The sequence below is a fragment of the Ruegeria sp. CH6 genome, from assembly GCF_056537005.1.
The window spans coordinates 828,432-850,120 of the sequence record NZ_JBQFQS010000001.1; the positions used below are offsets into that span (position 1 = coordinate 828,432).

Sequence of the window (21,689 nt, forward strand, 5' to 3'; positions counted from 1 at the left end):
GTCTAGCTGTCCTTTTTTGCAGCCCCGGATCCGGGGCCATATAGGGGAGAGAGGGGCCTGAGGTCAGACCCGGGGCTGCTGGGAAGATTCCTGTTTGCCGTGGGCATAGTTGGACGGACCAGTTCGGCGGAAGTCCTCCCGAAAATGGGTGGGTTCCGGGCCGTTCTCACCAGCTACGGCGTCAGCCAGATAGGCACCCACGATCTTGCTGACCTGACGCTCGGCATCCAGCAGGCGAACCTGCGCATGTGCCTCGTCAGTGATCAGCTCTGCTTCGCTCAGGTCACGAGACCAGCGATCATCTTCGGTCAGATAAATCACATCGCCTTCCAGCAAGTCATTTGCGGTGACGACTTTGGGGGTAAAAGCGCGGGCCATCAGGCAAGCTCCTTGTTGAATTCAGTTGCGGCTTTGGCCGCGTCGCGCGGGGCAAGGCCGTAAAATGTAAGGGCAGGGCCATCGAGTTCGGCAGCTGCCAGATCGGTGGGCAATTGGTCGAGTGTTGTCGCCACAACGCGCTGGTCCGGGCGTGAGGCATTTTCGACCAGTGTCACAGGCGTGGCACGATCAGCGCCGTGCATGATCAGACGACCCTGAATGAAACGGGCGGATTTCTTACCCATGTAGATTGCGGCCACAGAACCGGGGCGCGCCAGCGCCGTCCAGTCGTGATCTGCAAATCCCTTCATGTCATGGCCAGTCAGGAACCGGACCGAGGAGTTGCGCCCGCGCCGTGTCAGGCTTTGACCAATTCCGGCGACTGCGGCTGAGGCAGCAGTAATGCCGGGCACGATGTTCCACGAGACGCCCGCTGCGTCGAGCGCATCGATTTCTTCGTCCAGTCGTCCAAAGATAGTGGCGTCACCTGATTTCAGGCGAACAACGCGCAGACCTTTAAGTGCGTATTCGACCAGAAGCGCATCAATGTCTTCCTGTTTCCAAGAAGGGCCGAAACCAGCTTTGCCTACATCGACCAGTTCAGCGGTTTGGCCTGCCAACAGCAGAATCTCATCGCTGATAAGGCGATCATGCAATACGACTTCCGCCGCCTCGAAGGCGGTCAGCGCTTTGAGGGTCAGCAATTCGGGATCACCGGGGCCTGCGCCGACGAAATCGACGTGACCTGCGTGCCCTTGTGTCTGCGTAACCTGCATTGGAGTGCCTTGGCGTTTGTTTGACTTGACCTGCAATATAGGAAATATTCCCGGTCATGCGCCATATATCCGCGCAAATAAGGACATACGTTCTGCCTGCGGTGTGAAGCGGGACGCGAGTTTTGAATTGGAAGGAAAATTGGGATGTCAGTGCGAATAGACGACACGGATCGGAAAATTCTGGCCGAGTTGCAGCGCGACGCCAGTCAGTCGTTGGATGAGATTGCGGCCAGAGTTGGCAGTTCCAAGACGCCGGTCTGGAATCGAATTCGCAAGCTGAAGGGGGCCGGTGTCATCGGTCAGCAGACCGTGCTTTTGGATGCAGAGGCGCTGGGTTTTGAGGCGACGTTCTTTGTTCTGATCAGAACTTCTGAACACGAAGCGGAGTGGCAAAGGCGTTTCTTGAAAGCCCTACGTGACCGGCCTGAAGTTCAGGAGGCACACAGGCTTGCCGGTGACATTGATTACATCCTGAAAGTACGTGTGAAGAACGCCCGTGCTTATGACGCATTCTACCAGACACTGATCTCAGAAGTGCGCGTGCACAATGTGACGGCATTGCTTTCCATGGAAGAAATCAAATCCACCACGATGCTGCCCTTGAATGCACTGACTGAATCCTGAATCCCGATCCGCAGATGATCAAAACATCAGGGGATATCTGAAGTCAGATCTGAACCATCAGCTTTGTCAGCCCATGAAAATGATAGCTGTTGGAATACTCAGGTGCCTCGGCCAAGCGAAGGCCGGGGCAACGCTCAAACAGGATTGGCAGCGCAATACGCATCTCTAGACGGGCGAGTGGTGCGCCGACGCAAAAGTGAAGACCACCGCCAAAACTGGTGTTTGTCTTTATCGAGCGTGTCGGATCAAATCTATCCGGATCGTTCCAGATCGAGGGGTCGCGATTTGCAGCGCCCAATAACAAGGCGACCTGATCACCGCGAGAGAACCGGTGTCCGTAAAGTTCTACATCCTCATATGCATAGCGCGTGAACATATGAAGCGGTGGATCAATTCTCAGGATTTCCTCAATGGTGTTATCGATCGTGTCTGGCATCAAAGACTCTGCACCCGCCCCGGTTTCCAGCAGCGTTTTGACACCATTTCCCAACGAGTGGACCGTTGCCTCATGTCCGGCATTGAGCAGCAGGATACAGGTTGCAATCAGTTCATCACGCGAGAGCTTCTCACCATCTTCTTCGGCTACAATCAGGCGAGTTATCAGATCTTCGCGCGGTTCGGTTCGACGTTTCCCGATGTATTCATCAAGGAAATCCGTGAATTCCTGTGAGGACTGCGCTGCTACATCCTCGGTCCGGCGTGTTCTGCTGGCCTGATACATTGCCACCATGTCATGCGACCACCGCAGCAGATGCGGAGACATCTCTTCCGGCACACCCAGCAATCGACAGATGGTTATGACCGGAACTTGTGTGCAATAAGCGTCCAGCAGGTCGAATGGTTCTTGTGGGAACGTGTCGATCAATTCGTTGCAAAGATCTTCGATTCCGGGCGCAAGGGCCGTTATTGCCCGTGAAGTAAATGCCCGAAGTACCAATGAGCGCAACCTTGTGTGGCGGGGTGGCTCCGCCTCCAGCAATGAGTGCTTTTCGACCAGTAACCAAGGCGTGAGGTGAGCGGGACCTTCAACCGCTAGTTCCTCAGGAACCTCACGTCCAAACCTGCGATCCCGAAACAGAGACTGAACCGCCTCATGCGAAACAGCTGCGGGCATTTCGTATTCATCCCAATAGACAAGATCGCCATAGCCGCGGGCCCGGTCATAGAACGGGTAGGGGTTCTGCACAAATTCAGGATCAGTCGGGGATTGGGCGAGTGTCTTCATGCGGCGCAGACTTGCCATGGGGCGCAGCGAATGCAAGACCCTATGTCATGCACAGGTTTTGGATCATTGTCGGGTACTTGTTCGCCGTCGCACTGTTATCAGCGATGGTCTGGTCTTATGGCTACCGACAAGCGCTCACTCAACTCAGCGAAAAGGCTGAGGCGGATCTTGCGCTGGCATCGGACGGGCTGAGTTCGCAGCTGCAGGTGTATCAGGAACTTGCGGTCCTGATGTCGGATCATCCGGCCCTTAAACAGCTTGATAATCCAGCGGATAAATTTGCCGCACGTGAGTTGTTGCTTGAAGTGGCTGACAAAACGGCGGCCATCGACGTCATCTACGCCGATCGTGATGGGCAGGTTCTGGCCGCCGCTCATGATGTTGTTCAGGGAAATGTGAAGGGCCAACCTGCATTCGAGCGTGCAATGCACGGGGCATTGGGAAGCTCGCATGGTGTGCTCTCGGGTATTGGAAACCGCATATTCTCTTATGCTGCGCCTGCTTTTGGTCCTGATGGTCAGGTCGTCGGTTCCGTTATGATCATCGCAGACATCGAAGACGTCGAACGTACATGGCGCGGCAGTACCGAGGCTGTGTTCTTCATTGACCGAAGTGGTCTGGTTTTCATTTCCAACCGATCCGAGCTTTTGTTCTGGCAGAGATTTGACGGGCAAGTAGGGATCACGCCGCCACATGCAGAAGCGGGGAGCTTCGCCTCGAGCAGGATTGGGCCGCACGAAATTTGGAGCATTGGGTGGGGACCGTACCTGCCGGTACGCGCATTGCACCTGACCCGTGATCTGCCAGTGATCGGGATGACAGGTGAAGTGCTGATGGATATCGCGCCCGCACGGCGATTGGCCGCACTGCAGGCAGCTGCCGTGGCAGCGATCTTTCTGGCATTCGGTGCGCTGCTTTTCCTTGCGACCGAGCGTAGACGTACTCTCGCGGATGCCAATGCAGTTTTGGAGAGCCGCGTTGCGCAGAGAACGCGAGCTTTGACAGCAGCAAACGTCGCACTCAGGCGTGAAGTGGCCGAGCGTCAGGAAGCGGAAGCCGCGCTGAAGCGGGCGCAGGCCGATCTTGTGCAGGCAGGTAAGCTAAATGCATTGGGTCAGATGTCGGCGGGTATCAGTCACGAGCTAAACCAACCGCTTATGGCCATTCAGCAATTCGCTGACAATGGTGCTGCATTTCTAACGCGAGGAAAGAGTGAAAAAGCCACCGAGAATCTGGGGCGAATTTCGGAAATGGCCGCCCGTATGGCGCGGATCATCAAAAACCTTCGCGCATTTGCGCGCAATGAAAGCGAACCAATGGGCAAGGTGGATCTGGTGCAGGTTATCAGAACGGCAGTGGAGCTCACCGAGCCCCGTTTGCATGCTGATGGGGTCACACTGGACTGGCACCCCAATACCGAGCCCGTCTACGCTTGGGGCGGGGAGGTGAGGTTGGTGCAGGTATTCGTGAACCTGATCAACAATGCGGCTGACGCGATGAGTAATCAGGAAGAGCGTCTTATTCGCATCGCCATAGACAACGGAGAACGGCTGGCGGTCACTGTTCGGGACATTGGTCCAGGGATCGAAGAGCCTGAGAAGCTTTTTGAGCCATTCTATACCACCAAAGCGGTAGGTTCTTCCGAAGGAATGGGGCTTGGCTTGTCGATTTCCTATGGCCTTGTCCAAAGCTTTGGCGGAAACATTCGTGGTACGAATGCAAGTTCCGGCGCGATTTTCACGGTCGAGCTTGAATACTTCAAAGAGGACAAGGCCGCATGATCAAAAAGGTGCTTTTGGTCGACGATGATGCGGCAGTTCGCGAAGCATTGTCGCAAACTCTGGAGCTTGCAGATTATCACCCGGTTGCTGCAGGTTCATTCGTAGCAGCCAAGGATCACATCCGCCCGGATTTTGCCGGCGTAGTTGTCTCGGACATCAGGATGCCGGGGCGGGATGGGTTTCACCTGCTATCTTATACCCGAGAAATAGATCCGGATCTGCCAGTCATCCTTCTGACGGGTGAAGGGGATATCCCGATGGCCGTTCAGGCAATGGGACAGGGTGCTTTTGACTTTCTGGAAAAGCCCTGCGCCGCAGCAGATCTTTTGGCAGTGTTGGAACGCGCGTTTGCCAGCCGAACCGCGATTCTGGAGCAGCGCGCGCTGAAAAGTGAGCTGGAGCGCGGAGATCCTGCCGCGCGTTTGCTATTTGGACTGTCTGCTCAGGCCGAAGCACTTCGAGATCGAGTTAGAAGCGTCGCGCCCACAGGTGCAGAGGTTCTTGTGACAGGGCCACCGGGCAGCGGCATTTCCAAGGTTGCCGAAGTGGTGCACCTGATGTCTCCGCGTGGACAAGGCCCGTTTGTCAAACGCCCAGCAGCAGGATTGTTGGCCGAAGACCTCCTGCGCGTTTGCGAAGATGCAGCGGGTGGCTCTTTGTTTCTTGATGAAGTTTCCGCAATGCCGGAAGCCACGCAATATGCAGCGCTGGAATTGATTGAGCAGGGTGCCGGGGTAAGGATTGTCGCCGGTACGACCGCAGATTTGGCAGAACTGTCATCGCAGGGCGGGTTCCTTGCCGACCTTTTCTATCGTCTTGATGTCATGCGCGTGCGCATCCCGTCATTGGCGGAACGTCCCGAAGACATACCGGTGATCTTTCGCCATTACGTAGCTCAGGCCGCTGAACAAGCTGGTATCGCAGAACCCGAGGTCAGTTCTGAACACATGGCATCCCTCATGGCGAGTGATTGGCCGGGTAATGCAAGATCACTGATGTCGGCAGCAATGCGGTTTGTGCTCGGAATGCCTGAGGAGGTTACCCAAGCTGCTGATCTGGGGCTGAACGAACAGATGGCACGGGTTGAACGTTCTCTTCTGATTGCGGCGCTTGGGCGTCACAATGGTAAGGCGTCTGAGGCTGCCAAAGCGCTGAAACTGCCTCGTAAGACTTTTTACGACAAATTGGCGCGTTACCAGATTCGGCCGGAGGACTATCGCCGGTGACCCCGCTGTTCCTATATCCTTAATACATATTTTCATAAGGTTAGGTGGGGTAAGCTACCCGACCTGCGTTTGGAGCAATGAAAAGTTCACGGTTCGATTCGCGGATGTGATTCGAGGCTGTGCGAAATTCCGCACAAATCTTGATTGTGGTGTGCGGGATTTCGCACATGCCTACAGCGCTATCAGTCTTTTCCGTTCGGGTACATCTCCTAGTGCATTGATAAATAATAATTTAAATCAAGTACGACATAGATGAATCAAAAAGTTGAGCGATAACTCCCGATTCGTTTCACTTCGCGTCATGCGACGCTGATCCAGTGTCCAAAAGAAGTTTCAAGGAAGTCCGGGAGGAAAAACGAATGAAGTTCCTGACAACGGCTGCAACCGCACTTGCGCTGTCTGTAACTGCAACGGCGGGCATGGCTGCCTGTGATGACGGTGAGATTGTCGTCAAGTTTGCGCATGTTACCAACACTGACAAACACCCCAAAGGAATCGCTGCTTCGCTGCTGGAACAGCGCGTCAATGATGAGATGAACGGCGTGATGTGTATGGAGGTCTATCCGAACTCCACACTTTATAACGACGACAAAGTCCTCGAAGCGATGCTGCAGGGCGACGTACAACTGGCCGCGCCTTCGCTGTCCAAGTTCGAGAAATTCACCAAGCAATTCCGTCTGTTCGATCTGCCCTTCATGTTCAAGAACATCGAAGCTGTTGATGCGTTCCAGGCATCGGCAGATGGTCAGGCGATGAAAGACAGCATGCAGCGCCGCGGCCTGCAAGGTCTGGCTTTTTGGCACAACGGCATGAAGCAGATGTCGGCCAACAAGCCTCTGGTTGACCCTTCGGATGCGGATGGCCTGAAATTCCGTGTTCAGTCTTCGGATGTTCTGGTTGCTCAGATGGAAGCCATCGGCGGTAGCCCCCAGAAAATGGCGTTCTCGGAAGTTTACGGCGCGCTGCAGCAGGGCGTTGTTGACGGGCAGGAAAACACCTGGTCGAACATCTACGGCAAGAAGTTCTTCGAAGTGCAGGACGGTATCACAGAAACCAACCACGGCATCATCGATTATCTGGTCGTGACATCTGTGGACTGGCTGGACAGCCTGGATCCAGAAGTGCGTGATCAGTTCCTGACAATCCTTTCGGAAGTCACTGAACAGCGGAACAAAGAAGCCTTTGCCGTGAACGAAGCCGCCAAGGCATCGATCACCGACACGGGTGCCATCATCCGCGAACTGAACCCAGAACAGCGTCAGGCGTGGGTCGATGCGATGAAGCCTGTCTGGGACAAATTTGCCGATGATGTAGGTCAGGACAAGATTGACGCTGCACAGGCAATCAACGCCGGGTTCTAATCCCGGTTCTAGACCGCGCCGTCCAGGGACTGGGGAGTTGTGGACGCGCAGGTCAGGCGGGCCGATACAGGCCCGCCGCATTCCACTCTCATCATAAAAATATGGGGACAATGAGATGTCTGGTGCGAAATCCGGCCCATCGGGGCTGGTCGACCAAATCGAAGAAACCCTGATCGCGTTGCTACTTGGCCTGATGACGGTCATCACATTTGCCAACGTGATTGCGCGGTTCGTCTTTAATTCCAACATTCTCTGGGCACTGGAACTGACCGTATTCACCTTTGGGTGGCTTGTGCTGCTAGGGGCATCCTATGCGGTCAAGAAGCACGCTCATCTAGGTGTGGACGCAATCCTGAACATGCTAGCACCTGCACCTCGCCGGATTATGGCGCTGGTGGCGGTTGCATGTTGTTTGACGTTTTCGCTTCTGATGCTCAAAGGAACTTATGACTATTGGGCGGTTTTCGCTGACCTGCCACCCACATCGGGCAGATGGTTCCCGACAGGGTTCGACACCGGCGCGCGCAGTCAGAGCTTCTATGAAGTCGATGACATTCCGATGATCGCTCCGCTGCGCTTTCTCGAAGACCTCATAAATTATGGGGAATACTACGAGAAGCTGCCCAAAGTGGTGCCTTATCTCGTTCTTCCCCTGTCGATGTTGTTGTTGGTCATTCGTTTTGCGCAGGTCGCTGTTCAGATCTGGCGCGGAGAGACGGATCGCCTTGTCGCAAGCCACGAAGTTGAAGACGAGATCGAAGAGGTCCGGGCTCAGCAAGGAGAGCATGACTAATGGACGTTGTAATTCTATTCTCCATGGTCATCGGCCTGCTATTGATCGGCGTTCCGATCGCGGTTGCACTGGGTCTCAGCTCGACCCTGTTTCTGCTGATGTATTCCGACAGTTCACTGGCATCGGTCGCCGGTACTCTGTTTGAGGCGTTTGAGGGACACTTTACGCTGCTGGCTATCCCGTTCTTCATCCTGGCGTCGTCTTTCATGACGACCGGTGGTGTGGCCCGCCGGATCATCAGGTTCTCGATTGCCTGCGTCGGGCATTTGCCCGGCGGTCTGGCAATTGCGGGTGTGTTTGCCTGTATGCTGTTTGCTGCACTGTCCGGGTCGTCTCCGGCGACAGTTGTTGCCATCGGATCCATCGTGATCGCCGGGATGCGGCAGGTAGGTTATTCCAAGGAATTCGCTGCTGGCGTGATCTGTAACGCGGGCACACTCGGGATTCTGATCCCTCCATCCATTGTGATGGTGGTCTATGCCGCTGCTGTCGAAGTTTCGGTTGGCCGGATGTTCCTGGCTGGTGTCATCCCGGGATTGCTGGCTGGTCTTATGTTGATGGTAACCATCTACGTCATGGCCAAGGTCAAGGACCTGCCAAAGGGAGATTGGAAGGGCTGGGGTGAGATCTTTGTTTCGGCACGCGAGGCCGGCTGGGGCCTGTTCCTGATCGTGATCATTCTTGGCGGGATCTATGGTGGTATCTTTACCCCAACTGAGGCTGCTGCTGTTGCAGCGGTGTATGCATTCTTCATCGCAAGCTTCGTCTACAAGGACATGGGGCCGCTCAGCACGGCTGAAGGGACACAGAACCTTTCGCTGCTGAAAAAACCATATGCGCTGATCACTGCATTCTTCCATCCCGATACCAAACATACGCTGTTTGAAGCCGGAAAACTGACCGTGACGCTGTTGTTCGTCATCGCCAACGCGCTCATCCTCAAGCACGTTTTGACCGATGAACAGGTGCCGCAACATATCGCCGAGGCGATGTTGTCTGCCGGGCTTGGGCCGATCACGTTCCTGATCGTGGTCAACGTGATCCTGTTGATCGGTGGTCAGTTTATGGAGCCTTCAGGCCTGCTGGTCATCGTCGCACCGCTGGTTTTCCCGATAGCAATCGAACTGAATATTGATCCGATTCATCTGGGCATCATCATGGTGGTGAACATGGAGATCGGGATGATCACACCTCCGGTCGGGTTGAACCTGTTCGTGACCTCGGGCGTTGCCGGGATGCCAATGATGCGCGTCGTCAAGGCCGCGCTGCCCTTCCTGGCTGTACTGTTCGTCTTCCTGATCATGGTCACCTACATCCCATGGCTTTCGACATTCTTGCCGAACACGTTCATGGGGCCGGAAATAGTGACAAACTAGGAAATCACGTTCCGCATTCGGGGCCGGTTTAAAAACCGGCCCTGACTGTTTGAAAGATCAGCTGCCATATTTTTGCAGATAATCGGCCACCCAGCCGATACCACCGTAGGCGTGCCGCCGCCCGATACTCCAATAGCCGATATCGTCATTCACCAGCTCATCGGGGTTTGGCCGGCCATGAAAGATCACGATCTTCGGCCGGTCTGGAAGTTTGCGATAGGTCTTGAAGATCAGGCCAAAAGGCCAATAGGGCACCAGATGGACAAGCCCGATGCACCAGTTCTTGGGATAGCACTTGCGCTTGTAAGCCAGTTTGGACACGTAGTTCTGGTCATTCCCATATTCGTCATGATGTTTTGCTGCATCAAAATTATCGTACAAATGGAATTGCTCGGCTGGAACGAAACCAACGACCGAGGAATTCCCGCGTGTAACCTGATTCATGAACCCCGGAACCAGATCCCAGAATGCAGCCGGGATCATGCGCCAGAGCAAACCGCGGAACTTGGGCATCAGGTACAGACCGCCCTTATCCCGAACTATTTTCAGCAATGGTGTCAGATCGCCTGTCACCATGATGTCGAGATCCAGAAACAGCGCTGCATCATATCCTTCGACGATACGTCTGTCGAACATGAGGACCTTTGGAAACTTGCCATATTCCCAATTGGACTGGGCCATCTGAGGGAAGTCGAGGGGGCGGCATTTGATCCCCGAATCCAGACCTTCGAAATTGTCCGTTATACAAATGAAGTCGTGATCGACCTGCAGATGATCGCTGACCGCACGATGGAGCATGTTGACATATTCGTTGCCATACATCGTACCCCACTTCATGCAGACAACGCAGAACTTCTGACGCGACATGCTCTGAGCCTCTTATGATCTCATTCTTCAAAACGGCCTGTTTTCCGCGCCTTGCGGAGTTCAGACTCAAACTTTTGGGTGTCTAGCATCAAAATATTGTGTTCGTCCAAGATTGATTGATGACGACTTCTTTGGAGCTCCAATGGCCTTTGGTATCAGGACGTCATAGCCTCGGTTCTCACAAAGCTTTGTCGCTCGTTGACCTTGCAATTTCAGTTTCTGTTTATAACTGAAGAGCAGAGGACGACCTCACCATCACGGGATATCATTCGGGACGACCCGAACGGATATTGAGGTCTCTTTATGCCTTGGATTTATCTTCTTTTTGCAGGTTTGCTCGAAATCGTTTGGGCTGTAGCCATGAAGCAATCGGCGGGTTTCACACGTTTGTGGCCCACCGCTATCATGGGTGTTTCAATGGTGGGGTCTTTTGGCTTATTGGCTCTGTCGATGCGCACGCTGCCGCTTGGGACGGCCTATGTGATCTGGACCGGGATCGGCGCGGTTGGTGCATTCCTCGTAGGTGTGATGCTTTTGGGTGAAGCGTTGACGCCAATGCGCATTTTGGCGGCTGTCTTGATCGTAGTGGGGTTGATCACGATGAAGCTGGCCTGATGTCTGATGCAACCTGCCGTTGACCGCTGAGCGGGTATTCGGCAGGCTGCACTGAAAGCCATTGGAGCCGTACCACTCATGCTGAACGAAACTGACGCACAAATGCTGCGAATTGCCTACGAAGAAGCCAAAGCTGGTTTTGACGAAGGTGGTTGCCCGATCGGTTCTGTTCTTGCGCGTGCAGGGCAGGTGGTTGCGCAGGGCCGCAATCAACGTGTGCAGAAGGGCGATCCTATCGCTCATGGTGAGATGGATGCCCTGCGCAAGGCCGGGCGGCAAAAAAGCTATCGCGACACCGTGCTTTATACTTCGCTGTCACCTTGCATGATGTGCGCAGGTACCATCGTTCAGTTTGGTATTCCGCGAGTAGTCATCGGTGACACTGTGAATTTCGGGGGCAATGAAGAGTTTCTGCGTCAGCGCGGGGTCGAGGTCATCCTGGCGGAAGACCCTGATTGCATTGCCTTGATGCGGCGCTTCATCGAAGAGAAGCCCAAGTTATGGGCAGAAGATATCGCTGAATAAGGCCGCTCGGCCCGTGAAGCGGTTAAGCGCCTTCGAGTGCGCGAATGATGCCCGAGAAATCCTCTGCCTTCAGGCTCGCGCCACCGACCAGTGCGCCATCAACATTCGACACACCAAAGATCTCGGCCGCGTTGGAGGGTTTGACTGAGCCACCATAGAGAAGCCGGACTGAACGACCCACGCCCTCGCCAAAGCGGCGTTCCAATCGCGCACGCATAAAATCGTGAACCTCACCGATTTCTTCCAGCGTAGGAACTTTGCCGGTGCCGATTGCCCAGATCGGTTCGTAGGCCACCACGAGGTTTTCGCCAGTCGACTGGTCCGGAATTGAACCGGACATCTGACCGCCGATGATATCCAGCGTGTTCGCCGCCTCACGCTGTTCCAGACTTTCCCCAACGCAGATGATTGTGGTCAGACCTGCATCCATTGCCGTGCGTGCTTTGGCCCGAACATCTTCGTTTTGCTCACCGTGATCTTCACGACGTTCCGAATGACCCAGAATGACCGAGTTGGCACCTGCATCTTTCAACATTTCAGCACTTAGATCGCCTGTATGCGCGCCAGAGGTGGCTGCGTGACAATCCTGTCCGCCGACAGCGATTCCGGTATGGTGAACCGTTTGAGAGGCCCGGTGCAGCAAAGTGGCTGGAGGGCAGATCAGGATGTCTACCGACGGATCCGGAAAAGTATGAGCCAGTGATTCCAACTCGGCCAGCGCAGGTCCGGTGCCGTTCATCTTCCAGTTGCCTGCCGCCAGTTTGCGCCGCATGTCGGTATCTCCCTGATCTTTTTAATGTCTTTAAGCCAGTTAACATCGTGCGCGGGTGCTGACAATTCCGCTTGCGAAAGGAATGTCTAAACGGCAGTTTGCCCGCGCAAAAGGTAAGAGCAGTATGATCGATAATCTTGACCTCAAAAAACTGGATTTGCGCGATCCGGTAGAACTGAACCGATTGGCAACTGCAGTAAGCGAAGTTGGTTTTCTGACCATTAAAAATACCGGGCTGGATGCCGAAAGGATCGGTCAGCTAATTGATGCCTATCGAAATTTTTTCCGCATGCCAGAAACGTTCAAACGCAGCGTGGATATGGCACGCACCGGGGCGAACCGAGGGTGGGGTGCGCCACAATCCGAACAGGTCGATCCAAATGCAAACCCCGACTACAAAGAGGTGTTCGATTGTGGGTACGAGTTACCCCCAGGCAATCGCTATACCGGCAGTGGTTTGAGCGTCTATGCACCTAATCTCTGGCCAGATGGTCTGTCGGAGTTTCGGGAGACTGTTCAAAGCTATTATGCCGATGCATGTGGTGTTGCGATGCGAGTTCTCCGGGCGATCGCTGTTTCTCTGGGGCGTGACGCGGCAAGCTTCGATACCGCTTTTGACACTCCGATGGCTCTGTTGCGTGGCAACTTTTATCCGGAACGCCCTGATTGGGCAGGAGAAAAAGACTTTGGGATTGCTGCACATACAGACTACGGCTGCCTGACATTATTGGCGACCGACGGAAACTCTGGCCTCGAAGTTCAAATGCCAAATGGCACATGGGAAGGCGTGAATGCCGCGCCGGGAACTTTTGTGATCAACTTTGGTGAGATGCTTGAGTTCTGGACGGCCGGGCAGGTCAAGGCAACGTTACATCGGGTCAGGGGCGGGCAGGAAGAACGCATATCTGTGCCGCTGTTCTTTAACCCGTCATATGAAACCAACGTCGCCCCACCGGGATCCGATCAGCTAATCGGTGCCGGAGAGCATCTGACCCGCCGGTTCAATGAAACCTATGTCCATCTGCAGGATAACGCTTAGCGCTGAGCAGCCAGGTTTTCGTCGAATTTGATGGATTCACCGCAGCCACATGCGTCGACGACATTCGGATTCTTGAACTTGAACCCGGATTCCAGCAAGGAAACCTCGTAGTCGATTTCGGTTCCGAACAGGAACATTTGCGCCATCGGGGCAATCATGACCTTTGCGCCATCCTGTTCGACCACTTCGTCGTTCGGATCGGCCTCATCTACGTAGTCCATGGTGTATTCCATGCCTGCGCATCCGCCCTTCTTGACGCCAATGCGCAACCCGGCATGCCCACCTGATGTCATCAGGCGAACGATCTGCTCTGCAGCCTTTGGCGTTATGGTCACGGCTTGTTTGCCGGGAATGCCGAACATAGTGGTCTCCGTTGTCGCGCGTTGTATCCAATTTAAGTCTGACACCGGTCGGGCTCAAGAGAGAGCATACAAGTTGGCTTAACTTTCTTAGTATGTGATCGAATTCCTTTTCTTGCATCAACGTCATGTATCACATTAGCGTTGCTTCAAGCCTCTTTCCTAGAGGCGATATTTTGAAGGCAGTTTGTCGAAGAAGAGGCGGTTTTAGAGATGGAACAAAAAGTAATGACACAGGTGGCGCGTGCATTGGCAGGACTGTCGTGCCTGGCATTGATTGGAATGGCCAGCACCGCATCGGCAGCAGGTGCCGAGAAGACCCATCCTGTCAACTGCGCCACAGCAGAGGGTGACCTGCGTGCGATCGCAGCGGAAAAGAAACATGCTGAGGATCAGCAGGCTGAAAGCGTTTTTGCGATTACGCCAGCCGGGGCGTTGCTGGGACTGGTTTCCGGTACTGAAAACAAGAGACTGGAAATGTTATCAGGGGATTACGTCAAAAAGCTCGACGAACGTTCCGCTGAAATCAAGGAGACTTGCGGGATAAAATGATATCGCGCGACTGCTGGTGAGGGTCAAAAAAGGACCGCTCTCGGGCAAGAGCGGTCCTGAATTCCGGGCTCGCCTTCCAGGGGGATAGCAAGCGGTCACTGAGCCCACGCACCACATAAACTCTGCTTACGTATCAACGACATCTGCGTCAGGGCTGATGGCCCGTCGCGGACGAGATACTTACTCAGGCGGTGCAGTTAAGTTGTCCGATTTCTATGTGACAGAAATCCCAAGAAACGGTAACGTATAGATTACCGTTTTATGACAAGGGCCTGTTTTCTGTGGATAAATACGTATCCTACATGAAGCCAAGCTCGAGGCGGGCTTCGTCCGACATCATTTCCATTCCCCAGGGTGGTTCCCAGGTCAGCTCAACGTCGACTTCCTTTACACCTGCCACTGGCTCGATCGCCTCAACGATCCATCCGGGCATGTCGCCCGCAACCGGGCAACCCGGAGCGGTTAGCGTCATGATGACTTTGACGGCATTATCTTTGGCAATATCGATCGTATAGATCAAACCCAGATCATAGATGTTTACCGGAATTTCCGGGTCAAACACAGTTCTACAAGCCTCGACCACTGGATCATACAGCGGGTGTTCCACGGTTGAAGGCGCGATCAGCGGCGTACCTTCAAGATGTTCACTTGGGTGGGTCATTGAAGCCTCGGGTCTGTTACCTGAGAATTTATATAGGGAAAGCCTTAGGCAGCGTCCAGAGGGGCAATGGCGCCCGAAACCGGGCGCCAAAGCAATTTAGTCGTTTATGTCGTGGTTGAAGGTCTTCACCTGTCCATGCGGTAAGGCGAACATGCGGCGCAACACCAACCACGCGACCAGCGACAGCACTGCGAAGATCAACAGCAAAATCGGGAGCGATGGTGTAACCCCGGGGATGATCAGCAGTATCCCTGTGATGGCCGCCCCGATTGCAAAGCCCAAAAAGATGAACCCGGGCAGAATGACCTCAAGAATACCGACTGCGAGAGCTCCAGCCAGCCAGAGCCACCAGGTCAGCCAGAAGGGATCAGCCATCATTTGCCTCCTTTCAGCATTTTGAAGGCGTCACCAAACGCTTCAAGTGCGTTCGCAGGAACAACAATGGTTTGTTTGCCGGTGCCGTTACCCAATGCGTTCAGCGATTCAACCTGCTTCAATGCTACCTGATATTGCGCAGCCTCGATGCCATTATCCTGAATGGCCTTGGCTACAACACCGGTTGCATAAGCTTCGGCTTCGGCCTGAATACGGCGTGCCTTGGCGGTTTGTTCGGCCGCATAAAGCTCGGCATCGGCATGAAGCTCGACTGCGCGTTTCTGACCTTCGGCTTCGGTAACCTGCGCACGACGGGCACGTTCTGCATTCAGCTGCTGTAGCATTGCGTCACGAGTTGCCTGATCCAGGTTCACGTCCAGAATCTCGGCACGGGTGACTTCGATTCCCCAGTCATCGACGGCGGTTTCGACGCTTTCCTGAATGCGGGTAATCAGCTGCGCACGGTTCGACTGAACTTCATCAAGGTCCATCTTACCAATTTCGGCACGTACAATACCTGCCACGGTGGTCGCGATAGCGCCGTCTACGTCACGAATACGGTAAACTGTCTTTTCCGGCTCAAGAATGCGGTAGAAGACCGATGTATCGATCTGTACCAGAACGTTGTCCTTGGTGATTGCGTCCTGTGTAGCATTCGGCAACTGTCGCTCCAGAATGGATATCTTGTGACGCGCAACATCCAGAAAAGGAACAATAAAGTTAATGCCCGGGCCAAGCACCGAATGCAGCCGCCCGAACCGTTCGACCACATATTTTTCGGATTGCGGAACGATTTTGATGCCTTTCAGGACGACAATGATGATCAGCACTGCCGCCAGAAGGTAAATTATGTTTGATGTGAGCAGTCCGATAATCTGGTCTTCTGTCATATCTGTCCTCGTTTATTGTGTACGACGGTATACATCTGGGGATTGAGTCGTGAATTTTCAACTCTGGTATGGATGGAATGCGACCGGAATCATATGCGTGAAATCGGTAAAGTAGTGGGGAATTTGTTGTCTGTGACCGCTTTGCATCCCGATCTGGTTGCGCTATCGGGGCGGGATGAAACTGATTATCGACACTGATCCCGGCATCGACGATGCGATGGCCATCGCATATGCTGCTGCAGCACCAGAAATTGACCTGATTGGTCTAACCACTGTGTTCGGCAACACTCATGTCCATCAATCCAGCAGAAACGCCCGTTTCCTGGCGGATAAACTGGGGCTGAGTATTCCCGTGGCCGAAGGGGCGTCCGCCGGTCGTCATGCTGAAAGTCATAGCCCGTCCGAGCATGTTCACGGACCCGAGGGCTTTGGCGATCTGACCGATATTCCGCAAGTAGGTGAGAACCACCACCTGAATGCCGCCGAATTCCTTGTTGAGATGGCGCAGCGGCACAAAGACGAGTTGGTTGTTTGCGCCGTTGGCCCCCTGACCAATATCGCTGATGCGATGCAGCTGGATCCGGGGTTTGCCGGAAACATCCGTCGACTGGTCATCATGGGTGGAGCTGTTTATTGTCCTGGTAATATCACGGCGCATGCCGAAGCGAACATCTATCATGATGCGAAAGCGGCTGATGAGGTCTTTTCCAACCCACCCGAAACGGTTCTGGTAGGCTTGGATGTAACGCTCAAAACTCTCTACGAGACCGCAGATTTTGAAGCGCTTGCTCAATCTTCGCCCGATATGGGTAGTTTTCTGCGAGATATATCGCGTTTTTATCTTCAGTTTTATAGGGATATCGGCGGTCTCGAAGGTTGTGGCCTGCATGATTCAACGGCTGTCATCGCCTGCTCACACGAGCCCATGTTCGATACAGTGGAAACAGGCCTGAAGGTCGTCCTTGATGGGGAAGAGTTTGGAGCGACGCAACCTCATCCATCGCGTCCGTCTGTACGAGTCTGTAAAGACGTGGATGGGGCAGGCGTCGTTCGTCTTTTCACCGAGAGAGTGGCCTCGCTGCCCTGACGGGTTGCAATGGCTGTATAGATCGGGCAAAGCCTGCCCGGTTCAGCGACCCGAGGCGTGCATATGACACAGCAGTTTTCATTCGAACTGAAGGCCACAGACGGAAAGGCCCGTACCGGCGTGATTCAAACGCCAAGAGGTGAAGTGCGCACTCCGGCCTTTATGCCAGTGGGTACTGCCGCCACTGTTAAGGCGATGATGCCTGAAAGCGTGCGAGCCACAGGGGCAGACATCCTGCTGGGCAACACCTATCATCTGATGTTGCGCCCAACGGCCGAACGGATCGACCGTCTTGGCGGGCTGCACAAGTTCATGAATTGGGAACGTCCCATCCTGACGGACTCGGGCGGGTTTCAGGTCATGTCGCTGGCTGGTTTGCGAAAACTCACCGAAAAGGGCGTGACCTTCAAATCTCATGTCGATGGGTCAAAGCATGAATTGACGCCCGAACGCTCAATGGAAATTCAGCGGCTTTTGGGCTCGGACATTGTAATGTGTTTTGACGAATGTCCGGCGCTGCCTGCAGATCGCGAACGCATCGCTGAATCCATGCGTCTGTCGATGCGATGGGCTGAGCGGTCGCGCGAAGCATTTGGTGATCGACCGGGTCATGCACTGTTTGGAATCATGCAGGGCGGTCTTGAAAGCGATTTACGCGAAGAAAGCGCTGAAGCCCTGAAAAGCATCGGTTTTGAAGGATACGCGGTTGGCGGCTTGGCTGTGGGCGAAGGGCAGGAAGCCATGTTCTCGTGTCTCGATTATGCACCCGGTTTCCTGCCGGAAGATAAGCCACGATATCTGATGGGGGTCGGTAAACCCGACGATATCGTGGGCGCTGTTGCGCGCGGTATCGATATGATGGATTGTGTGCTGCCGTCCCGATCTGGCCGTACCGGACAGGTCTTTACCCGCCGCGGTGTGGTCAATATCAAGAATGCCCGTCACGCCGATGACCCGCGTCCTTTGGATGAGGCTTGTTCTTGCCCGGCCTGCTCAAATTACTCGCGCGCCTATCTGCATCACGTCTTTCGGGCGAATGAGATGATTTCGGGCATGCTGCTGACGTGGCACAACCTGCACTATTTCCAAGAGATAATGCAGGGAATGCGCGATGCGATTGCGGCGGGCACATTTGACAGCTGGCAGGCAGATTTCCACGCGCAGAGAGAACAGGGCGATATCGAGCCGATTTAAGGCGCATATGGCGGGTGCTTCATTAATTTCGGTGGATATATCCATTGCATGCCTTGCAGTCCCTGAGACCTCGGGTCATTCTGAATCACGACACACGGCGGTGAGGTTGAAATGGGCCACTAAGTGCCCCACCTTTATCGTCCAAGACAGGAGATGGCCAAAGGTTGCCTGAATCAGGGACCGGTGCCGTCTTGCCAATGATAAGGATTGAGCATGCAAGAGCCTCTGAATTCCTCTTACCCAGTACTGCCGCTGCGCGATATCGTGGTTTTCCCGCATATGATCGTGCCGCTTTTCGTCGGTCGCGATAAATCGGTCCGCGCGCTGGAAGAGGTCATGCAGGATGACAAGCAGATTCTGTTGTCCAGTCAGATTGACCCCGGTGTTGATGACCCTGAAATCGACGGCATCTATCGTTCGGGCGTACTGGCCAATGTACTGCAACTGCTGAAATTGCCCGATGGCACCGTAAAGGTGCTGGTCGAAGGGCAAGCACGTGTGCAGATCACCGAGTTTCTCGAAAATGACGACTTCTTTGAAGCGCGCGCTGAGTACCTGACAGAAATCCCCGGCGACGTGACCACGACGCAGGCGTTGTTGCGCACTGTCGCGGATGAGTTCGAGCGCTATGCCAAAGTGCGCAAGAACATCCCCGAAGAAGCGCTGACCGCTGTTGGTGAAACCACCGAGCCTGCCAAGCTGGCTGATTTGGTGTCGGGTCACTTGGGCATCGAGGTCGAGCAAAAGCAGGAACTGTTGGAGACCCTCAGCGTCAGTGAGCGGCTTGAGAAAGTCTATGGCCTGATGCAGGGCGAAATGTCGGTTCTGCAAGTCGAAAAAAAGATCAAGACCCGCGTCAAATCCCAGATGGAGAAGACGCAGCGCGAGTACTATCTGAATGAGCAAATGAAGGCCATTCAGAAGGAACTTGGCGATGGCGAGGATGGCAGCAATGAAGTTGCCGAGCTTGAAGCCAAGATCGCCGAGACCAAGCTGTCGAAAGAAGCGCGCGAAAAAGCGGAAGGCGAGCTGAAGAAGCTCAAGAACATGTCACCCATGTCGGCCGAAGCGACCGTTGTGCGCAACTATCTGGACTGGATACTGTCACTGCCGTGGGGCACCAAATCCCGCGTCAAAAAGGATCTGGGTCGCGCGCAGGACATTCTGGACGCCGATCACTATGGCCTTGAAAAGGTCAAAGAGCGGATCGTTGAGTACCTCGCGGTACAGCAGCGTTCGAAAAAGCTGAAAGGCCCGATCCTGTGCCTTGTCGGCCCTCCGGGCGTAGGTAAGACCTCGCTGGGTAAATCCGTTGCCAAGGCCACGGGACGCGAGTTCATTCGCATCTCGCTGGGTGGTGTACGCGATGAATCCGAGATCCGCGGTCACCGTCGGACCTATATTGGTTCGATGCCAGGTAAGATCATTCAGGCGCTGAAAAAGGCGAAAACCACGAACCCGCTCATCCTGCTCGACGAGATCGACAAGATGGGGCAGGACTTCCGTGGTGATCCGGCCTCGGCAATGCTTGAGGTGTTGGACCCGGAACAGAACAGCACGTTCATGGATCACTATCTTGAGGTCGAATATGACCTGTCCAACGTGATGTTCCTGACCACGTCGAACAGCTACAACATGCCTGGGCCTCTGCTGGACCGGATGGAGATCATCCCGCTGGCTGGTTACACCGAAGAGGAAAAGAGCGAGATCGCCAAACAGCACCTGATCGACAAGCAGGTCAAAAACCATGGTCTGAAGGCCAAGGAATTTGAACTGACCGATGAAGCGCTGCAGAAGATCATCCGCACTTACACCCGCGAGGCGGGCGTGCGGAACCTCGAACGTGAAATCGCCAAAGTGGCGCGGAAATCGTTGACCAAGATCATCAAGAAAGAGGCGGAAGAGGTCACTGTGACGCCCGACAATCTGGGTGATTTCCTTGGCGTGCCGAAGTTCCGTTATGGTCTTGCCGAGCAGGACGATCAGGTTGGTGTTGTTACCGGTCTGGCGTGGACCTCCGTTGGTGGTGACCTGCTGCACATCGAGGCGCTGAAACTGCCGGGTAAGGGTCGGATGAAGACCACCGGTAAGCTGGGCGATGTGATGAAGGAATCCATCGACGCGGCCTCGTCTTATGTGCGGTCGATCTCGCCTCAAATCGGGGTGAAGCCGCCGAAATTCGACTCGCTGGATATCCACGTCCACGTGCCGGATGGGGCGACGCCCAAGGACGGGCCTTCGGCTGGCCTGGCGATGGTGACTTCGATCGTTTCGGTCCTGACTGGTATTCCGGTGCGCAAGGATATCGCCATGACCGGCGAGGTTTCGCTGCGTGGTAATGCAATGCCGATCGGTGGCTTGAAAGAGAAGCTGCTGGCGGCTCTGCGTGGTGGCATCAAGACTGTTCTGATCCCGGAAGAGAACGAGAAAGACCTCGCGGATATTCCGGACAACGTGAAGGAAGGGCTTGAGATTATTCCCGTCAAACACGTTTCAGAAGTTCTGGAGCGTGCGTTGATCCGCAAGCCAGAGCCGGTTGAATGGGACGAAGCGGCAGAGGAAGCGGCTGCGGCTGCAGCCAAAGCCACTGAAAGCGCCGGACCCTCTGCGACTGCGCACTAATAGCGAAAGCCAAATCAGAAAAGGCGGGGATAGACCCCGCCTTTTTTTGTTGTGATCAGAACCCTATGACAGGTTTGGTCGGATCCAGTACTTCTTCTTCTGCGATATATCTCTGGAACTTACGGGCAGACAACGCGGATCGAACTGCCAGCGTAAAGATAACGATCGAGAACATCACGCACAGCACGATGTCCCATCCAAATGGGATTTGTTGCAGCGAGCCTTCACCGAACTGACCTAGAGCGCGTCTGGCTCAATTGGTTTCATATCCTGCGGCCTGGAAGAAGTTGTAGCACTCGTCTGGGGTGAACATGTCGCAGACTGCGCCGGCTGCTTTCCACAACTCTTCATACGTTCTTGCGGCAGCCTTTCGGATCAGGGCCTTCAACTTGGAGAATGCCATTTCAATGGGGTTCAGATCCGGGCTGTACTTGGGAAGAAAGAGGAACCAGGCACCGTTCTCTTTCAGGATATCACGCGCGGCTTTGCTCTTGTGGGCAGGTAGGTTGTCGAGGATCACGACGTCTCCTGGCCGCAATGCAGGTGCGAGGATGCCTTCGACATAAAGCTCAAACATCGCGCGATCCATCG

General features: G+C 54.5%; 22 protein-coding genes and 1 pseudogene. 13 read left to right on the plus strand and 10 right to left on the minus strand.

Features of this window, described 5'->3' with window-relative positions; genetic code table 11:
- Nucleotides 1–63: 63 nt before the first annotated feature.
- Together ACR0CW_RS04160 and cobA are read right to left on the minus strand one after the other, a co-directional pair.
- The gene (locus tag ACR0CW_RS04160; protein WP_155142010.1) at nucleotides 64–378 is read right to left on the minus strand and encodes a DUF2849 domain-containing protein; all 315 of its coding nucleotides are present in this window, start codon (nucleotides 376–378) and stop codon (nucleotides 64–66) included.
- A pseudogene (gene cobA / locus ACR0CW_RS04165) lies at nucleotides 378–1,127 on the minus strand (uroporphyrinogen-III C-methyltransferase); the annotation flags it as partial. The gene ACR0CW_RS04160 and the pseudogene cobA, both read right to left, overlap by 1 nt.
- Nucleotides 1,128–1,298: 171 nt before the next feature.
- Between cobA and ACR0CW_RS04170 the strand changes: the two are divergent.
- Complete coding sequence (locus ACR0CW_RS04170) at nucleotides 1,299–1,778, plus strand: Lrp/AsnC family transcriptional regulator (protein WP_155142006.1); 480 nt, start codon at nucleotides 1,299–1,301, stop codon at nucleotides 1,776–1,778.
- A gap of 43 nt (nucleotides 1,779–1,821) precedes the next feature.
- Here ACR0CW_RS04170 and ACR0CW_RS04175 read toward each other — a convergent pair whose 3' ends face one another.
- Nucleotides 1,822–3,003, minus strand: a complete 1,182-nt coding sequence (locus tag ACR0CW_RS04175; RefSeq protein ID WP_480786906.1) for a cytochrome P450 — start codon at nucleotides 3,001–3,003, stop codon at nucleotides 1,822–1,824.
- 47 nt (nucleotides 3,004–3,050) lie between these two features.
- On the opposite strand from ACR0CW_RS04175, the gene ACR0CW_RS04180 reads away from it, so the two are divergent.
- The 5 genes from ACR0CW_RS04180 to ACR0CW_RS04200 all read left to right on the plus strand — a co-directional run bounded on the left by ACR0CW_RS04180 (nucleotide 3,051) and on the right by ACR0CW_RS04200 (nucleotide 9,540).
- Nucleotides 3,051–4,784: a sensor histidine kinase gene (locus tag ACR0CW_RS04180; RefSeq protein WP_480786907.1), complete on the plus strand. Its 1,734-nt coding sequence runs from the start codon at nucleotides 3,051–3,053 to the stop codon at nucleotides 4,782–4,784.
- On the plus strand, nucleotides 4,781–6,010 hold the full coding sequence (locus ACR0CW_RS04185) for a sigma-54-dependent transcriptional regulator (RefSeq protein ID WP_170333081.1): 1,230 nt from the start codon (nucleotides 4,781–4,783) through the stop codon (nucleotides 6,008–6,010). Before ACR0CW_RS04180 ends, ACR0CW_RS04185 begins: the two co-directional genes overlap by 4 nt.
- 359 nt (nucleotides 6,011–6,369) lie before the next feature.
- Nucleotides 6,370–7,371: a DctP family TRAP transporter solute-binding subunit gene (locus ACR0CW_RS04190; protein ID WP_170333083.1), complete on the plus strand. Its 1,002-nt coding sequence runs from the start codon at nucleotides 6,370–6,372 to the stop codon at nucleotides 7,369–7,371.
- A 115-nt stretch (nucleotides 7,372–7,486) separates the two neighbouring features.
- Nucleotides 7,487–8,164 carry a TRAP transporter small permease gene (locus tag ACR0CW_RS04195; protein ID WP_480786908.1) on the plus strand — a complete coding sequence of 226 codons (678 nt, stop codon included), beginning with the start codon at nucleotides 7,487–7,489 and terminating at the stop codon, nucleotides 8,162–8,164.
- Complete coding sequence (locus ACR0CW_RS04200) at nucleotides 8,164–9,540, plus strand: TRAP transporter large permease (RefSeq protein WP_155141998.1); 1,377 nt, start codon at nucleotides 8,164–8,166, stop codon at nucleotides 9,538–9,540. The genes ACR0CW_RS04195 and ACR0CW_RS04200 overlap by 1 nt, the downstream gene beginning before the upstream one ends.
- A 57-nt stretch (nucleotides 9,541–9,597) precedes the next feature.
- On the opposite strand, the gene ACR0CW_RS04205 is transcribed toward ACR0CW_RS04200, so the two are convergent.
- Nucleotides 9,598–10,407 carry a hypothetical protein gene (locus tag ACR0CW_RS04205; protein WP_155141996.1) on the minus strand — a complete coding sequence of 270 codons (810 nt, stop codon included), beginning with the start codon at nucleotides 10,405–10,407 and terminating at the stop codon, nucleotides 9,598–9,600.
- Nucleotides 10,408–10,710: 303 nt separating this feature from the next.
- On the opposite strand from ACR0CW_RS04205, the gene ACR0CW_RS04210 reads away from it, so the two are divergent.
- Complete coding sequence (locus ACR0CW_RS04210) at nucleotides 10,711–11,022, plus strand: DMT family transporter (protein WP_155141994.1); 312 nt, start codon at nucleotides 10,711–10,713, stop codon at nucleotides 11,020–11,022.
- 78 nt (nucleotides 11,023–11,100) lie between these two features.
- Nucleotides 11,101–11,547 carry a nucleoside deaminase gene (locus ACR0CW_RS04215; protein ID WP_480786909.1) on the plus strand — a complete coding sequence of 149 codons (447 nt, stop codon included), beginning with the start codon at nucleotides 11,101–11,103 and terminating at the stop codon, nucleotides 11,545–11,547.
- 22 nt (nucleotides 11,548–11,569) lie between these two features.
- Here ACR0CW_RS04215 and tpiA read toward each other — a convergent pair whose 3' ends face one another.
- On the minus strand, nucleotides 11,570–12,319 hold the full coding sequence (tpiA, locus tag ACR0CW_RS04220) for a triose-phosphate isomerase (protein WP_480738497.1): 750 nt from the start codon (nucleotides 12,317–12,319) through the stop codon (nucleotides 11,570–11,572).
- 124 nt (nucleotides 12,320–12,443) lie between these two features.
- Here tpiA and ACR0CW_RS04225 point away from each other — a divergent pair, with 124 nt between their 5' ends.
- Nucleotides 12,444–13,358, plus strand: a complete 915-nt coding sequence (locus ACR0CW_RS04225) for an isopenicillin N synthase family dioxygenase (RefSeq protein WP_480786910.1) — start codon at nucleotides 12,444–12,446, stop codon at nucleotides 13,356–13,358.
- On the opposite strand, the gene ACR0CW_RS04230 is transcribed toward ACR0CW_RS04225, so the two are convergent.
- Nucleotides 13,355–13,720 (minus strand): HesB/IscA family protein, encoded by a 366-nt coding sequence (locus ACR0CW_RS04230; protein WP_480738493.1) that lies wholly within the window; start codon nucleotides 13,718–13,720, stop codon nucleotides 13,355–13,357. The two genes, ACR0CW_RS04225 and ACR0CW_RS04230, sit on opposite strands and share 4 nt — an antisense overlap.
- Nucleotides 13,721–13,930: 210 nt before the next feature.
- On the opposite strand from ACR0CW_RS04230, the gene ACR0CW_RS04235 reads away from it, so the two are divergent.
- Nucleotides 13,931–14,269 carry a hypothetical protein gene (locus tag ACR0CW_RS04235; RefSeq protein ID WP_480786911.1) on the plus strand — a complete coding sequence of 113 codons (339 nt, stop codon included), beginning with the start codon at nucleotides 13,931–13,933 and terminating at the stop codon, nucleotides 14,267–14,269.
- Nucleotides 14,270–14,567: 298 nt separating this feature from the next.
- On the opposite strand, the gene ACR0CW_RS04240 is transcribed toward ACR0CW_RS04235, so the two are convergent.
- From ACR0CW_RS04240 to ACR0CW_RS04250, 3 genes are all read right to left on the minus strand, one after another.
- A complete protein-coding gene (locus tag ACR0CW_RS04240) occupies nucleotides 14,568–14,930 on the minus strand; it encodes an SUF system Fe-S cluster assembly protein (protein WP_480786912.1) in 363 nt (120 codons plus the stop codon).
- Between the two features lie 96 nt (nucleotides 14,931–15,026).
- On the minus strand, nucleotides 15,027–15,305 hold the full coding sequence (locus ACR0CW_RS04245) for an NfeD family protein (RefSeq protein WP_155141981.1): 279 nt from the start codon (nucleotides 15,303–15,305) through the stop codon (nucleotides 15,027–15,029).
- Nucleotides 15,305–16,195, minus strand: a complete 891-nt coding sequence (locus ACR0CW_RS04250) for an SPFH domain-containing protein (RefSeq protein WP_155141979.1) — start codon at nucleotides 16,193–16,195, stop codon at nucleotides 15,305–15,307. The genes ACR0CW_RS04245 and ACR0CW_RS04250 overlap by 1 nt, the downstream gene beginning before the upstream one ends.
- A 175-nt stretch (nucleotides 16,196–16,370) precedes the next feature.
- Here ACR0CW_RS04250 and ACR0CW_RS04255 point away from each other — a divergent pair, with 175 nt between their 5' ends.
- The 3 genes from ACR0CW_RS04255 to lon all read left to right on the plus strand — a co-directional run bounded on the left by ACR0CW_RS04255 (nucleotide 16,371) and on the right by lon (nucleotide 21,098).
- Entirely contained in the window at nucleotides 16,371–17,282 is a 912-nt protein-coding gene (locus ACR0CW_RS04255) for a nucleoside hydrolase (protein ID WP_480786913.1), read from the plus strand.
- Between the two features lie 63 nt (nucleotides 17,283–17,345).
- Nucleotides 17,346–18,476, plus strand: a complete 1,131-nt coding sequence (gene tgt, locus ACR0CW_RS04260) for a tRNA guanosine(34) transglycosylase Tgt (RefSeq protein WP_480786914.1) — start codon at nucleotides 17,346–17,348, stop codon at nucleotides 18,474–18,476.
- Between the two features lie 213 nt (nucleotides 18,477–18,689).
- Nucleotides 18,690–21,098 (plus strand): endopeptidase La, encoded by a 2,409-nt coding sequence (gene lon, locus ACR0CW_RS04265; protein WP_170333100.1) that lies wholly within the window; start codon nucleotides 18,690–18,692, stop codon nucleotides 21,096–21,098.
- A gap of 253 nt (nucleotides 21,099–21,351) precedes the next feature.
- Here lon and ACR0CW_RS04270 read toward each other — a convergent pair.
- Nucleotides 21,352–21,689, minus strand: a 338-nt coding sequence (locus ACR0CW_RS04270; RefSeq protein ID WP_480786915.1) for a transposase, incomplete at its 5' end; no start/stop codon positions are given.